Raw genomic sequence first — 12,690 nt, 5'->3', positions numbered from 1 at the left:
GCCCCAGCGGCGATGGCGCCCTTTGGTTCGCCATCGCCGGCAAGCCGGCTCCTACAGGTTATGCAAACTTTTTGACAGGCAGCCAGATTTCCACGGTGCCGGTGCCCTTATCCACATCGAAGTCGGCGCTGTAGCGCTCGAAATCCGCGCCCGCCACTGTGTAACCCGAGGTCGGCAGCCACTCGTACATGACTCGCTCATAGGTCTGCGACAGCGCATACACCGGCCCGTAATGCGCAAAGACCGCATAATGATTGGCCGGCACTTCGATGGATTCGAAGTTGCTTGGCACATCGCCCTTGGCCGGCACTTCGACCCCGGCGATGTAATCGAATTCTTCTTGCGTGGCGTTATAGCAAACGCCGTAGGTCACGCCGCCGATGCGGTTCTTGATCTCTTTGATGCAGGTGTCGAACAACTCCCATAACTTCGGGATGTCCCCCAGCGTGGCCTTGCCGTAATGACCGCCGACCCCGGCGATCACCATGGCCTTGCCCTCTTCCATGCGGGGTTCGAGGGGTAGCGTTGCCTGTTGGTTCATCTGCACAATCTCCATGGGTGAGTGACCAAAACCATACCGAGTATAGGGGCATACGCACTTCACACTCCAGATGGAAAAATTTCCTACGCCATCTGGACAACCGGCTGTCATCGCCCGTATTGTCTGCCCCGCAGGCCACCGCAGTGGCCGACGTCGCTCGGACGGTTCCGGGCGCTTACGTACTCCGAGGCAACAATGGCTGACCAAGGTTCGCCGCGCCGCTTTGCGCGCATAGATCGACTCCCCCCTTATGTTTTCAATATCACTGCCGAGCTGAAGATGGCTGCGCGTCGGCGCGGCGAAGACATCATCGACTTGAGCATGGGTAACCCCGACGGCCCGACTCCACCGCATATCGTGGAGAAACTGGTGACCGTCGCCCAGCGTGAAGACACCCACGGCTACTCCACCTCCAAAGGCATCCCGCGCCTGCGCCGCGCTATTTCGCGCTGGTACAAGGATCGCTATGAAGTGGATATCGACCCGGAAACCGAAGCCATCGTCACCATCGGTTCCAAGGAAGGCCTGGCGCACTTGATGCTGGCCACCCTGGACCAGGGCGACACGGTCCTGGTGCCCAACCCCAGCTACCCGATCCACATCTACGGTGCCGTGATTGCCGGCGCCCAGGTGCGCTCGGTGCCGCTGATTCCCGGCGTGGATTTTTTTGCCGAGCTGGAACGGGCGATTCGCGGTTCGATCCCCAAGCCCAAGATGATGATCCTCGGCTTCCCGTCCAACCCCACGGCGCAGTGCGTGGAGCTGGATTTCTTCGAGCGGGTGATCGCCCTGGCCAAACAGTACGACGTGCTGGTGATCCACGACCTGGCCTACGCCGATATCGTCTACGACGGCTGGAAAGCCCCGTCGATCATGCAGGTGCCGGGCGCCAAGGACATTGCGGTGGAGTTTTTCACCCTCTCCAAGAGCTACAACATGGCCGGCTGGCGCATTGGCTTTATGGTTGGCAACGCTGAACTGGTCAACGCCCTGGCGCGCATCAAGAGCTACCACGACTACGGCACCTTCACCCCGCTGCAAGTGGCGGCCATTGCCGCGCTGGAAGGTGACCAGCAATGTGTGAAAGACATTGCCGAGCAGTACCGCCAACGCCGCAACGTGCTGGTCAAGGGTCTGCATGAGCTGGGCTGGATGGTGGAGAACCCGAAGGCGTCGATGTACGTCTGGGCGAAGATTCCCGAGGCGTATGCCGCCATGGGCTCCCTGGAATTTGCCAAGAAGTTGCTGCTGGAAGCCAAGGTGTGTGTCTCGCCGGGGATCGGCTTTGGCGAGTATGGCGATGACCATGTGCGCTTTGCGCTGATCGAGAACCAGGACCGCATTCGCCAGGCGGTGCGCGGGATCCGGGCCATGTTCCGGGCTGATGGGCTGGTCACCAAAGCCTGATAGCTGCCCGATAACGAATGTGGGAGCGGGCTTGCCCGCGATTGCTGTGTGTCAGGCAATACATCTTGCACTGATACACCGCAATCGCGGGCAAGCCCGCTCCCACATTTTGCTTGGGTTACACCACCAACGACAGCAACATGATGAAGCCCAGTGCCACGATGGACAGAATGGTCTCCATCGCCGTCCAGGTCTTGAACGTCTCGGCCACGGTCATGTTGAAGTACTGCTTCACCAGCCAGAACCCGGCATCGTTGACGTGCGACAGAATCAACGACCCCGCCCCCGTCGCCAGCACCAGCAACTCCAGGTTGACCCCCGGCACCATCCCCACCACCGGCACCACGATACCCGCGCCAGTAATGGTGGCAACGGTCGCCGAACCCGTGGCAATGCGAATCACCGCCGCCACCAGCCAGGCCAGCAGGATCGGATTGATCTGCGCCGTCACCGCCATATGGCCGATCACGTCACCCACGCCGCTGGTCACCAGCATCTGCTTGAAACCACCGCCGGCACCGATGATCAGGATGATCGCGGCGGTCGGCGCAAGGCTGGCGTCGAGCAGCTTGAGGATCTGCTTGGAGTGGATGCCCTGGCGATGGCCAAAGGTGTAAAGCGACAGCAGCAACGCCAGGAGCAAGGCACTGATCGGGTGGCCGATCATGTCCATCCAGTTGCGCACCACATTGCCTTCGGCAAAGGCGATGTCAGCAAAGGTTTTGAGCAGCATCAGGAACACCGGCAGCAGCACGGTGATCAGGGTGATGCTGAAGCTCGGCAGGTTTTTCGAGTCGGTCTCACGGGCCAGTTGATCCACCAGCTCCTGGGACGGGTTGCCCGGGATGTGCTTGGCAATGAACGTACCGAAGATCGGCCCGGCAATGATGGCGGTCGGCAAGGCAACGATCAGGCCGTAGAGAATGGTCTTGCCAATGTCTGCGCCAAACACGCCGATGGCCAGCAGCGGCCCCGGATGCGGCGGTACCAGACCATGGACCGCCGACAGGCCGGCGAGCAGCGGGATGCCGATCTTGATCAGCGATACACCGGTACGCCGCGCGACGATGAACACCAGCGGGATCAGCAGCACAAAGCCGATCTCGAAGAACAGCGGGATGCCCACCAGGAAGGCGGCGAACATCATCGCCCATTGCACCTTGTCCTTGCCGAAAGCACGGATCAGGGTCTGCGCGATCTGATCGGCACCGCCGGATTCGGCCATCATCTTGCCGAGCATCGTACCCAGCGCCAGGATAATCCCGACAAACCCGAGCACACCGCCGAAACCGTCCTGGAAGGCCTTGATGATCTTGTCCACGGGCATGCCCGAGGTCAGGCCAAGGAAGCCTGCGGCGATGATCAGGGCAATAAAGGGGTGAACCTTGAACCGGGTGATCAACACGATCAGCCCGATGATAGTGACCACTGCATCAAGCAGCAGGTACGACTCGTGGGACATTCCAAACATGGGGATCTCTCCTGTTTGTTGTTGTTATTAAAGCGGGCGTTGAGTTTCGTGCCGCCAGATAGCGCTATCTTTCGGCCAAAAAATCATCGGGAAGGTTCAAAGCCGTGGGTCAGCCACCAGGCGTGGGTCTGCGCGGCCAGGTCCTCGATGCTGTCTTCACTGGCATTGAGGGCCAGGGTCAGCGGCTCGCCGATAGGCGATTCGAGGGTGGCGAACTGGCTGTCGATCAGGCTGGCCGGCATGAAATGGCCGGGGCGATGGGACACGCGGTCGGCGGCCACCTCGCGGGTCAGTTCCAGGAAGACAAAGCCCAGGCCCGGCGCGGCTTCGCGCAGGTGGTCGCGGTATTTTTTCTTCAGCGCCGAACAGGTCAGCACTGGATGCTCGCCAGCCTTGAGCGCACGGCGCAGCTCATCGCAGAGGATGTCCAGCCAGCCGGCACGGTCGTCGTCGTTGAGAGGATGGCCTGCGCTCATCTTTTCGATATTGGCAGCCGGGTGAAAGCTGTCGCCTTCAATGGCGGTGGCGCCGTTCAACAGGCACAGGGCCTCGCTGACACTGGACTTGCCACAGCCGGAAACACCCATGATGACCAGGGCGGTAACAGGTTGACTCATGAAACACCTCAGGACGCAGATAGCGCTACCTTTGCACGCCCTAAGGCTAGTGCAAAAACAGGCTTTTCCCGCGCCTAATTGTCATTTTTATGGAGTGACGCGTGCATCCGCTCCAACCGTTTGAGCAAGGATCAGGCAACCCTTTGCGCAAGTATTTGCAGGCCTTTGGAGACAGCGCTACCTTAGTGCCTCGATTTTTGTTTGGCAAGCCGCCTGATGACCTCCAAGAACGATAAAAATACCCGCACGACGGGTCGCCCTACCCTCAACGAAGTTGCCCGCCTGGCGGGCGTCAGTCCGATCACGGCCTCCCGGGCCTTGCGCGGCATCAGCACCGTGGCCCCCGATCTGGTGGAAAAGGTGCAAAAAGCCGCCGCCGAGCTGAGCTACGTGGTCAACCCGGCCGCCCGCGCCCTGGCCTCTGCACAGAGCCAGTCGGTGGTAGTGCTGGTGCCTTCGCTGTCCAACCTGCTGTTTATCGAAACCCTGGAGGCCATTCACCAGGTGTTGCGACCCAAGGGCTTCGAAGTGCTGATCGGCAATACCCACTATTCCCGGGACGAAGAAGAAAACCTGCTGCGCAACTACATGGCCTATCAGCCGCGGGGCTTGCTGCTGACCGGTTTTGATCGCACCGAAAGCGCCCGGCGCATGGTGGAGTCGAGCAATGTACCTTGCGTGTACATGATGGACCTGGACCCCACGGCCGGCCTCAACTGCGTGGGTTTCTCGCAGATCAGTGCCGGCGAAACCGCCGCCGCCCACCTGATCTCCCGGGGTCGCAAGCGCCTGGCCTATGTTGGCGCACAGCTGGACCAGCGCACGCTGCTGCGCGGCGAAGGCTTCCGCCAAGGCCTGCAGAAGGCCGGTTTGTACGACCCGGCATTGGAACTGCTGACCCCGCGCCCCTCGTCGGTGGGCCTGGGTGGTGAACTGTTCCTGCAACTGCTGGCCAGCCATCCGGACGTGGACGCGATTTTTTTCGGCAACGATGACCTGGCCCACGGCGCCTTGCTCGAAGCCCTGCGCCACGGGATCAAGGTACCGCAGCAAGTGGCGGTGCTGGGCTTCAACGACCTGCCCGCCTCCAGCTTCATGGTGCCGCGCCTGAGCAGCATCAGCACCCCGCGCGAAGCCATTGGCCGACGCGCGGCAGAGCATTTGCTGACAGTGATGGCAGGCAACAAGATCGCCCGGCCGGTGGTGGATATGGGGTTTGAATTGAAGGTGCGCGAGAGTACCTGAACCAATGTGGGAGCGGGCTTGCCCGCGATAGCGGTGTATCAGTGCCAGATGTATTGCCTGACACACCGTTATCGCGGGCAAGCCCGCTCCCACATTTTTGAGCGTGCCCACTTAACTCTATCGCTGTCCTCGCGCGCCCCTGCTAAATTGCCCAACTCACCTTTTGCCAGGGAAGCACCATGGGACACGCGCTGAAAATCTTGGGTCGCACTTCGTCCATCAACGTACGAAAAGTCCTGTGGACCTGCCAGGAACTGGCTATCCCCTACCACCGTGAAGATTGGGGCATCGGCTTCACCCCTACCCAGTCACCCGAATTCCTCGCCCTGAACCCTAACGCCCAGGTACCGGTCATCGTCGATGACAACGGCGTGCTATGGGAATCCAACACCATTTGCCGTTACCTGGTGGGCCTGCACCAACGCCACGACCTGCTGCCCGCCGCCCCTGCGCCACGGGCCAGGGTCGAGCAATGGATGGATTGGCAAGCCACCGAGCTCAACCCCTCCTGGGGCTACGCCTTCCATGCCCTGGTGCGCAACAACCCGGACTTCCAGGACCCGCAGCGCGTTGCCGCCGGCGTGCGCGGCTGGAACGACAAGATGGGACTGCTGGAGCAACAATTGATCAAAACCGGCGCCTATGTGGCCGGGGATAACTTCACCCTGGCCGATATCCTGATCGGCCTGTCAGTGCACCGCTGGCGGATGACGCCCATGGAGCGCCCTGCCTACCCGGCTGTGGACGCGTACTACGCCCTACTCAGCCAGCGCCCAGGTTTCCAGGCTTTTGCCCTCGACGGTCACAACTAAGGACTACACGATGAAAGGACTCAACGTACTGCTCACCGGTGCCTGCGGCAGAATCGGCAAGACCTTCTTCGAAGCCTCGAAAGATCGTTACCGCTTCACCCTCACCGACCGCGTCACACCAGGCTTCGCCCTCGACGGCCATCGCTTCGTGCAGGCCGACTTGAGCGACAAAACCGCACTGCCAGCGCTACTCGACGGCATCGATGTGATCGTGCACCTGTCGGGCATTCCCCACGCCAGCGCGACCTTTGACGAACTGCTACCCAACAATATCCTCGCCACCACCTACCTGTTCGAAGCGGCCGTGGCCGCCCACGTCAAGCGCCTGGTCTTCGCCAGCAGCGCCCAGACCATCGAAGGCTATCCGGTGGACCGGCAAATCACCCCCGGCATGCCGGTGCTGCCGGCCAACCTGTATGGCGTGAGCAAATGCTACGGCGAAGCGCTGTGCGGGTATTACGCGGCCAAAACCCCACTCTCCACTATCGCTCTACGCATTGGGGCCTTTGAATTTGCCGAAACCCACGACCTGAACAACGCTCGCGACCTCAGCGCCTGGCTCAGCCCTCGGGATGCCGTCCAGTTGTTGCAGCGTTCGGTGGAGGCCGAGGGGGTCAAGCACCTGATCGCCCATGGCATTTCCAACAACCGCTTCAAGCGCCTGGATTTGAGCGAGACCACGCGGGTCCTGGGTTATCGACCGGTAGATGACGCATTCCAGCTATTCGAAATTCCCATCACCTACTGAAGCCTGTGGCCGCCGGCGGCAAACATTCGCCGTTGGCGGCACCCCTCATGACTATGCAGCGCCCTCAAAGCCAATGAACCCGGGGGTGTTGGCTCTCGGCACGCTAATTGCTTAATCCTCTGCATCGTTCAAACCCACAGGTGCCCGATCATGTTGGTCAATACCCAAGTCTCGTCCGTGATCCAACAGTCCAAACGCCCCGACCTGGACCCCGCCAACGCCGCCGCCAGTGCGCTGTACAGTGGCGTGATGCAGAACGTGCAGAATGCTGCTGCCGCGACCCAGGTGCAGGCCACGCAAAAGGCCACTGACGCCACCGCAAGCAACGTGGATGCCGCTTTTGCCAAGACCCGCCTGCAACTGCAAGCGACCCCGCCGACCAGTGCCACGCCGACCACCGCGACCAGCACCCAGGCTCGCGCAGAATTCACCGACTATATGACCAAGACCCCGGCCGAACGCATCCGCGATCAGATCCTGCTGGAAAAGGGCCTGACCGAAGACGATGTAAAAGCGATGCCCGTGGAACAACAAGACGCTATTGCCCAGGAAGTGGCTGATCGCCTAAAGATGCAGGTAGCGGAGCAGTTCGCCGAGAAGACTGCGGATCCGCAGATCAAGGCCGTGAAAGACGCCCTGGCGGCGATCTGACTTAGCACAACGCCCTTTGTAGGAGCGAGCTTGCTCGCGAAAAACCTGAGACCGCCACGGGGAACCAGATACCCCGCGTTATCGTTGAAGTTTTTCGCGAGCAAGCTCGCTCCTACACAGAGGCACTATTGCAGTTGCAGGGTGGAGTTGAACTGGCCGATGGCGTCCACCACATGCCGCGAGCCTTCCTGGATCTCCAGGATCACCTGCCCCGCTTCATTGGCCAACTCCACCCCCAGGCCGGTACGACTCAGGCTCGACTGCATGCTCGACACCGCGCTCAGGGACAAGTCGTGGTTCTTGCGCACCACATCGACAATCTCGATTGTCGCCTGGCTGGTACGCGCCGCCAGGCTGCGCACCTCGTCCGCCACCACCGCAAAACCCCGCCCGTGTTCACCGGCCCGTGCCGCTTCAATGGCCGCGTTAAGCGCCAACAGGTTGGTTTGATCGGCAATCCCGCGAATGGTCTGCACGATGGTGCCGATAATGTCCGACTGCTTGCTTACCGCGTCGATGCTGACTGCCGCTTGATTGAGGTCGCGGGAAATTTCTTCGATGATCTGCACCGTCTGCTGCACCACTTCCGACCCCTTGCGGGCACAGGCGTCATTCTGCACCGAGGTGGCATGGGCCGAATCGGCAGCGGTGCGCAAGGTAGTGACCTGGTCGGTGATGTCACTGGCGAACTTCACCACTTTGTACAGACGCCCGTTGGCATCGAAGATTGGGTTGTAGGAGGCTTCCAGAAATAGCGTCTGACCCTGTTTGTTGCGCCGCTCAAAACGATGGGAGTGGAATTCGCCCCGGTTCAGTGACGCCCAGAATGCTTTGTAGGTCGGCGATTCCACCTCGGCGCGATGACAGAACATGCTGTGGTGCTGGCCGACAATTTCACCGAGAGAGTACTGCACCGTCTTCAAGAAGTTCTGGTTGGCATTGAGGATCTGCCCCTGGGGCGTGAACTCGATGACCGCCATGGAGCGGCCTATGGCATCGATCAGGCTTTGGTTTTCGTGCTCGCGGTGAACCCGTTCGGAAATGTCCGCAGCCACCTTGATCACGCTCTGCACTTGTTTATCCGGACCGTAGACCGGCATGTAACTGGCCTCCAGCCACACTTCCTGGCCAGTTTTGGTCAAGCGCATGAACGTGCCGCTGATGGGTTCGCCCTGGCCCAGGTCGCGCCACAATTTGGCGTAGTCATCGCTGCGGTAATAGGACTCTTCACAGAAGATTCGATGGTGTTTACCGCGTACTTCCTCGGCGCTGTAACCCATGACCTTGCAGAAGTTTTCGTTGGCATCCAGTACCACGCCGTCGCGATCAAACTCGATCATCGCCATGGAACGGCTGATGGCCGCCAACTTGGCTTGGGCCTGGGTCAGCGCGCAGGAAAAGCGCTCGATTTCCAACAGGTCGGATTTGTGGTGGAGGTTAAACATGATCGGATCACCTTCAGCGCTGTCTTTGAATGACGGTTAGTTCTTGGATTTGACCCAGTACAACTTTCCACAAAACAGGCAAACGCAGCTGTCCATAAGGCAGGACAAGTGTCAGGCGATAGATAAATGATGGCTAATCGGAGAGTCCATGGGACAACGCTCGTTTCAAGGCATCCTTTTCTTGATGACCCCAGCCGGGGCCCGCTTTAACCGACACACGTAAATCCATTTAACCTGCAGCTCCTTTTTCCGGCGCTTTGACATACGCACTTATCTATTCACAGTTTGTATAGTGCTCATCAACCACTATGCAAACAGCCATCCGAAACGCTTCATATGGCAAGCGACATAAGTGGTTATGGGTGAGCATAGACAGGGCTTGGCGCTATGCAAGGCCATTAATCAGCCAGCATTTATAGACAGGTGTTGGAGGGGATGTGCAGGGGCAGGATGTATCGATGCCGCTGTAGGAGCGAGCTTGCTCGCGAAAAGCTCGAGAGCGCCGTGTTTTTCCTGCGAACACGCGTTTTCGTTAACGCTCTTCGCGAGCAAGCTCGCCCCTACAGTGAAGTACTCAGTGACCGAACAGGCCTGTCTCGGTCTTCTTGGCTTTTTTGTCCGCACGTTTTTCATCAGCGGTCTTTGCCGGTTTTTTCTTCGCGGCTTTCTTTGAATCCATACCTTTGGCCATGCTGCATGCTCCACTAACAGAGGAAGTAACAAGGGGTATAACACCTATTGTCCACCAGAAGGCGCTTTGCCCGACTTATAATCCCCGCCCCTGGATCACACCTGTCATACCACCATGCCCGAGTTGCACATTGATCGATTGGCAGAGCCCCTGTGGCCGCTGCTTAACAAGTTTTATCGCAGCCACGACTCATCGATGAAAGCCCTCAAGGGCGGCCAATTGTGGGTGGCGCGTAATAGCGAGATTGTGGCCGGTCTGTGCCTGAGCCCCGTGGTCGGCGGCCAATGGCTGACCGGGCTGTTTGTCGATCCGGCATTACGTGGGCAAGGGCTGGCGACGCGGCTGATTGCGCAAGCGATCGCGCCTGTCGAAGGCTCGGTATGGCTGCTGTGCCACCCGGACCTGGAAGGGTTTTATGCAGCCCAGGGCTTCAGCCAGCAGACGGTGTTGCCACAGTCCCTGGCCGAGCGCCTGGTGCGCTATAAGCGCAACAAGCCGATGATCGCCATGGGCGTGTGCCGCCAGGCCTAGGCGTCGGCGGCAGGATCCAGTTCAGGGAACATCACCTCGATAAACCCGAACTTGCTGAAATCAGTGATGCGCGAAGGGTACAGGCGACCGATCAAGTGGTCGCATTCGTGCTGCACCACCCGCGCATGGAAACCATCGGCAATCCGCACAATCGGCTCGCCCTTGGGGTCAAACCCTTCGTAGCGAATCTGCTGGTAGCGATCCACTGCACCACGCAGGCCTGGCACCGACAGGCAGCCTTCATAGCCCTCCTCCAACACCGGGCTCAGCGGTGTAATCAGCGGGTTGATCAGGATGGTCTGGGGCACCGCCGGGGCATCCGGGTAGCGCTCGCTGCTTTCGAAGCCGAAGATCACCAGTTGCAGATCGACACCAATCTGCGGCGCGGCCAGGCCGACACCGCCCACATGCTCCATGGTCTGGAACATGTCATCGATCAGTTGCCACAGCTCGGGGCTGTCGAACATTTCCGGTGGTACCGGTGGCGCGATACGCAGCAGGCGTTCGTCGCCCATTTTCAGGATTTCACGAATCATCGGTCAGGTTTCATCAGTGGTGGGCTTGGGAATCGAGTGGTCCCGGCCGAGGCCCGAGACATGCTGTTTTTCATCGGGGTGGTGTTCGCCAAAATCCTTCTCCCCCGGATCCTTGCCTTCGGCGGACATATGTTCGATCACCGCGTTCATTTCCGCACCGAGCAACAATACGGCGGCGGAAATGTAGAAATACAGCAACAGCACGATGATCGCACCGATGCTGCCATACATGGCGTTGTAGTCGGCGAAGGTCTTGACGTAATAGCCAAAGCCCAATGAAGCCACGATCCAGACCACCACCGCCAGCACTGAGCCTGGCGTGATAAAGCGAAATTTCTGCTTCACATCCGGCATCACGTAATACATCAACGCCACGGCGAACATCAGCAGGATCACGATCAAGGGCCACCGCAGGATGGTCCACAGGGTAACGACAAATTCCTGCATGCCGATCTGCCCGGCCAGCCACTCCATCACTTGCGGCCCCAGCACCATCAGCGCAGCAGCGGCCAGCAACATGCCGGCGATGCCCACGGTGTAGAGAATCGACAGCGGGAAGCGCTTCCAGATCGGTCGGCCTTCCACCACGTCGTAGGCGGCATTCATCGCGCTCATCATCAGACGCACGCCGGCCGAGGCGGTCCACAGCGCGATGACGATACCCACCGACAGCAGCCCGCCCTTGGATTGCTGCAATTGGTCGATCACCGGGTTGACCTGCTCCAGGGCCTGGGGCGGCAGCACCAGTTCCGATTGCAGGCGCAGCCAACTGAAGAAATCCGGCAGGTGCAGGAAACCGATCAGGGCAATCAGGAACAGCAGGAAGGGGAACAGCGAAAACAGCATCTGGTAGGCCAGTGCCGAGGCGTAGGTGGGCATCTCGTCATCGATGAATTCTGTGACGGTGCGCATCAATACGCGGTGCAGCGGCAGATCTTTTAATACCGGAAAAATCATAGCGTCTCCTTTCGCCGCAAAAAGGTTGAGTTCGTGGGCGACTCAGGGGCCGTTTTCTACATCAAGGTAGCCTATTTGGCGACCTTGAAACAATTTCGAAACTTTAAACATCGGGCGTGACATAAAAACGGCCATCCGTGGATGGCCGTTGTACTGCGTGTTGCAAATGCTGGAATCAAGCCTTGTCGACGGTATTCTTTACCGCATCCTTGACCTTGCCGACCGCTTGCTGGGCTTCGCCCTTCTTCTCTTGAATCTTGCCTTCGGTCTCAAGTTTGGTGTTGTCAGTGGCTTTGCCGACACCTTGCTTGATGTTGCCGATGGCTTCGTTCGCTAAACCTTTTGCCTTATCCGCTGTGCTGCCCATGGTATTTCTCCGTAAGAACAATCAAGGGTTTTGGTCATTACGTAAGGGTTGACCCTGGGCCTCTGCGCAGAGTTTCAATTATTTGCGTGAGGCATTTCATCACCCCATACAGGTTTGGCTTTATGTTTTGCCGCCAACCCCCGAGAATGCCCGGCAGATTCAGGCTCAATCGCTGAATAACAGATCCCGTAGGAAGGTTATGAAACTCAATAAATCACAGGCCATCGCCCGCAGAAACCTGGAACTGGGCGGTGCCGTGCTCGGCGTCAACAACTGCCATTTCACCGACCTGGACCGCAAGCGCAACATCTGGTGGTTCGACCTGCCGGTGGCCCGCATTGCCATTGGCCAGTACGAGTGGATTCACTTGTTGATGCACAACGCCGAGACTGACCAGTTGCTGCACCTGAAAGTACCGACCGCGTTCCTGCGTGAAAAGCTTGAAGGGTTGGTGGTGCGCAATGCGGGCAAGCGCAAGCCGGAGATTACCCTGGAGCTGAGCGCGGACAAGGACTCGTTCCTCAAGGATGTACGCCCGGCAGGCGCTGGCGTGAGCTTCGCGCAGTTCGCCCTGTAAGCAGGCGCTCAAAAATGTGGGAGCTGGCTTGCCTGCTCCCACATTTGGATTGCAGTCCAATCAGCGCCCAATAAAAAGCCCCGTATTCACGGGG

Annotated in this window: 13 protein-coding genes and 2 pseudogenes; 7 read left to right on the top strand and 8 right to left on the bottom strand. The window is 59.3% G+C overall.

Annotated elements, in window-relative coordinates:
- Window positions 1-58: 58 nt before the first annotated feature.
- The gene (locus HKK57_RS16800; protein ID WP_029296466.1) at window positions 59-541 is read right to left on the bottom strand and encodes a GyrI-like domain-containing protein; all 483 of its coding nucleotides are present in this window, start codon (window positions 539-541) and stop codon (window positions 59-61) included.
- 195 nt (window positions 542-736) lie between these two features.
- Between HKK57_RS16800 and alaC the strand changes: the two genes are divergently transcribed.
- Window positions 737-1,948 (top strand): alanine transaminase, encoded by a 1,212-nt coding sequence (gene alaC, locus HKK57_RS16795; protein WP_029296464.1) that lies wholly within the window; start codon window positions 737-739, stop codon window positions 1,946-1,948.
- A gap of 118 nt (window positions 1,949-2,066) precedes the next feature.
- On the opposite strand, the gene HKK57_RS16790 is transcribed toward alaC, so the two are convergent.
- Window positions 2,067-3,419 carry a GntP family permease gene (locus tag HKK57_RS16790; RefSeq protein WP_029296462.1) on the bottom strand — a complete coding sequence of 451 codons (1,353 nt, stop codon included), beginning with the start codon at window positions 3,417-3,419 and terminating at the stop codon, window positions 2,067-2,069.
- Between the two features lie 83 nt (window positions 3,420-3,502).
- Window positions 3,503-4,036 carry a gluconokinase gene (locus HKK57_RS16785; protein ID WP_029296460.1) on the bottom strand — a complete coding sequence of 178 codons (534 nt, stop codon included), beginning with the start codon at window positions 4,034-4,036 and terminating at the stop codon, window positions 3,503-3,505.
- Window positions 4,037-4,249: 213 nt separating this feature from the next.
- Between HKK57_RS16785 and HKK57_RS16780 the strand changes: the two genes are divergently transcribed.
- The 4 genes from HKK57_RS16780 (at window position 4,250) to HKK57_RS16765 (ending at window position 7,492) form a co-directional block, all read left to right on the top strand.
- Window positions 4,250-5,281: a LacI family DNA-binding transcriptional regulator gene (locus HKK57_RS16780; protein ID WP_029296458.1), complete on the top strand. Its 1,032-nt coding sequence runs from the start codon at window positions 4,250-4,252 to the stop codon at window positions 5,279-5,281.
- 179 nt (window positions 5,282-5,460) lie between these two features.
- Window positions 5,461-6,093, top strand: coding sequence for a glutathione S-transferase family protein (locus HKK57_RS16775; RefSeq protein ID WP_029296457.1), 633 nt, complete (start codon window positions 5,461-5,463; stop codon window positions 6,091-6,093).
- 10 nt (window positions 6,094-6,103) lie between these two features.
- Window positions 6,104-6,841 carry an NAD-dependent epimerase/dehydratase family protein gene (locus HKK57_RS16770; RefSeq protein WP_029296455.1) on the top strand — a complete coding sequence of 246 codons (738 nt, stop codon included), beginning with the start codon at window positions 6,104-6,106 and terminating at the stop codon, window positions 6,839-6,841.
- A gap of 150 nt (window positions 6,842-6,991) precedes the next feature.
- Complete coding sequence (locus HKK57_RS16765) at window positions 6,992-7,492, top strand: hypothetical protein (RefSeq protein ID WP_029296453.1); 501 nt, start codon at window positions 6,992-6,994, stop codon at window positions 7,490-7,492.
- 125 nt (window positions 7,493-7,617) lie between these two features.
- On the opposite strand, the pseudogene HKK57_RS27370 reads toward HKK57_RS16765, so the two are convergent.
- A pseudogene (locus HKK57_RS27370) lies at window positions 7,618-8,040 on the bottom strand (methyl-accepting chemotaxis protein); the annotation flags it as partial.
- Window positions 8,041-8,160: 120 nt separating this feature from the next.
- Window positions 8,161-8,937: pseudogene (locus HKK57_RS27365) on the bottom strand (PAS domain-containing protein); the annotation flags it as partial.
- A gap of 805 nt (window positions 8,938-9,742) precedes the next feature.
- Here HKK57_RS27365 and HKK57_RS16755 point away from each other — a divergent pair.
- On the top strand, window positions 9,743-10,159 hold the full coding sequence (locus HKK57_RS16755) for a GNAT family N-acetyltransferase (protein WP_029296449.1): 417 nt from the start codon (window positions 9,743-9,745) through the stop codon (window positions 10,157-10,159).
- Here HKK57_RS16755 and def read toward each other — a convergent pair.
- The 3 genes from def to HKK57_RS16740 form a co-directional block, all read right to left on the bottom strand.
- Window positions 10,156-10,695 (bottom strand): peptide deformylase, encoded by a 540-nt coding sequence (def, locus tag HKK57_RS16750; RefSeq protein WP_029296447.1) that lies wholly within the window; start codon window positions 10,693-10,695, stop codon window positions 10,156-10,158. The two genes, HKK57_RS16755 and def, sit on opposite strands and share 4 nt — an antisense overlap.
- Window positions 10,696-10,698: 3 nt before the next feature.
- Window positions 10,699-11,652, bottom strand: coding sequence for a YihY/virulence factor BrkB family protein (locus tag HKK57_RS16745; protein ID WP_029296445.1), 954 nt, complete (start codon window positions 11,650-11,652; stop codon window positions 10,699-10,701).
- A gap of 175 nt (window positions 11,653-11,827) precedes the next feature.
- A complete protein-coding gene (locus HKK57_RS16740) occupies window positions 11,828-12,019 on the bottom strand; it encodes a CsbD family protein (RefSeq protein WP_029296443.1) in 192 nt (63 codons plus the stop codon).
- Window positions 12,020-12,218: 199 nt separating this feature from the next.
- Here HKK57_RS16740 and HKK57_RS16735 point away from each other — a divergent pair, with 199 nt between their 5' ends.
- On the top strand, window positions 12,219-12,596 hold the full coding sequence (locus HKK57_RS16735; protein ID WP_029296441.1) for a hypothetical protein: 378 nt from the start codon (window positions 12,219-12,221) through the stop codon (window positions 12,594-12,596).
- The last annotated feature ends 94 nt before the right edge of the window (window positions 12,597-12,690 follow it).

It is taken from the genome of Pseudomonas sp. ADAK21 (genome assembly GCF_012935735.1).
In the GTDB taxonomy this organism is placed as follows: domain Bacteria; phylum Pseudomonadota; class Gammaproteobacteria; order Pseudomonadales; family Pseudomonadaceae; genus Aquipseudomonas; species Aquipseudomonas proteolytica.
This window is presented reverse-complemented; position numbering and strand designations above follow the sequence as displayed.

Excerpts from the sequence above, each read along its gene's own strand:
- HKK57_RS16800 (WP_029296466.1), bottom strand. The coding sequence starts at position 541 with ATGAACCAACAGGCAACGCTACCCCTCGAACCCCGCATGGAAGAGGGC.
- alaC (WP_029296464.1), top strand. The coding sequence starts at position 737 with ATGGCTGACCAAGGTTCGCCGCGCCGCTTTGCGCGCATAGATCGACTC.
- HKK57_RS16790 (WP_029296462.1), bottom strand. The coding sequence starts at position 3,419 with ATGTTTGGAATGTCCCACGAGTCGTACCTGCTGCTTGATGCAGTGGTC.
- HKK57_RS16785 (WP_029296460.1), bottom strand. The coding sequence starts at position 4,036 with ATGAGTCAACCTGTTACCGCCCTGGTCATCATGGGTGTTTCCGGCTGT.
- HKK57_RS16775 (WP_029296457.1), top strand. The coding sequence starts at position 5,461 with ATGGGACACGCGCTGAAAATCTTGGGTCGCACTTCGTCCATCAACGTA.
- HKK57_RS16770 (WP_029296455.1), top strand. The coding sequence starts at position 6,104 with ATGAAAGGACTCAACGTACTGCTCACCGGTGCCTGCGGCAGAATCGGC.
- HKK57_RS16765 (WP_029296453.1), top strand. The coding sequence starts at position 6,992 with ATGTTGGTCAATACCCAAGTCTCGTCCGTGATCCAACAGTCCAAACGC.
- HKK57_RS16755 (WP_029296449.1), top strand. The coding sequence starts at position 9,743 with ATGCCCGAGTTGCACATTGATCGATTGGCAGAGCCCCTGTGGCCGCTG.
- def (WP_029296447.1), bottom strand. The coding sequence starts at position 10,695 with ATGATTCGTGAAATCCTGAAAATGGGCGACGAACGCCTGCTGCGTATC.
- HKK57_RS16745 (WP_029296445.1), bottom strand. The coding sequence starts at position 11,652 with ATGATTTTTCCGGTATTAAAAGATCTGCCGCTGCACCGCGTATTGATG.
- HKK57_RS16740 (WP_029296443.1), bottom strand. The coding sequence starts at position 12,019 with ATGGGCAGCACAGCGGATAAGGCAAAAGGTTTAGCGAACGAAGCCATC.
- HKK57_RS16735 (WP_029296441.1), top strand. The coding sequence starts at position 12,219 with ATGAAACTCAATAAATCACAGGCCATCGCCCGCAGAAACCTGGAACTG.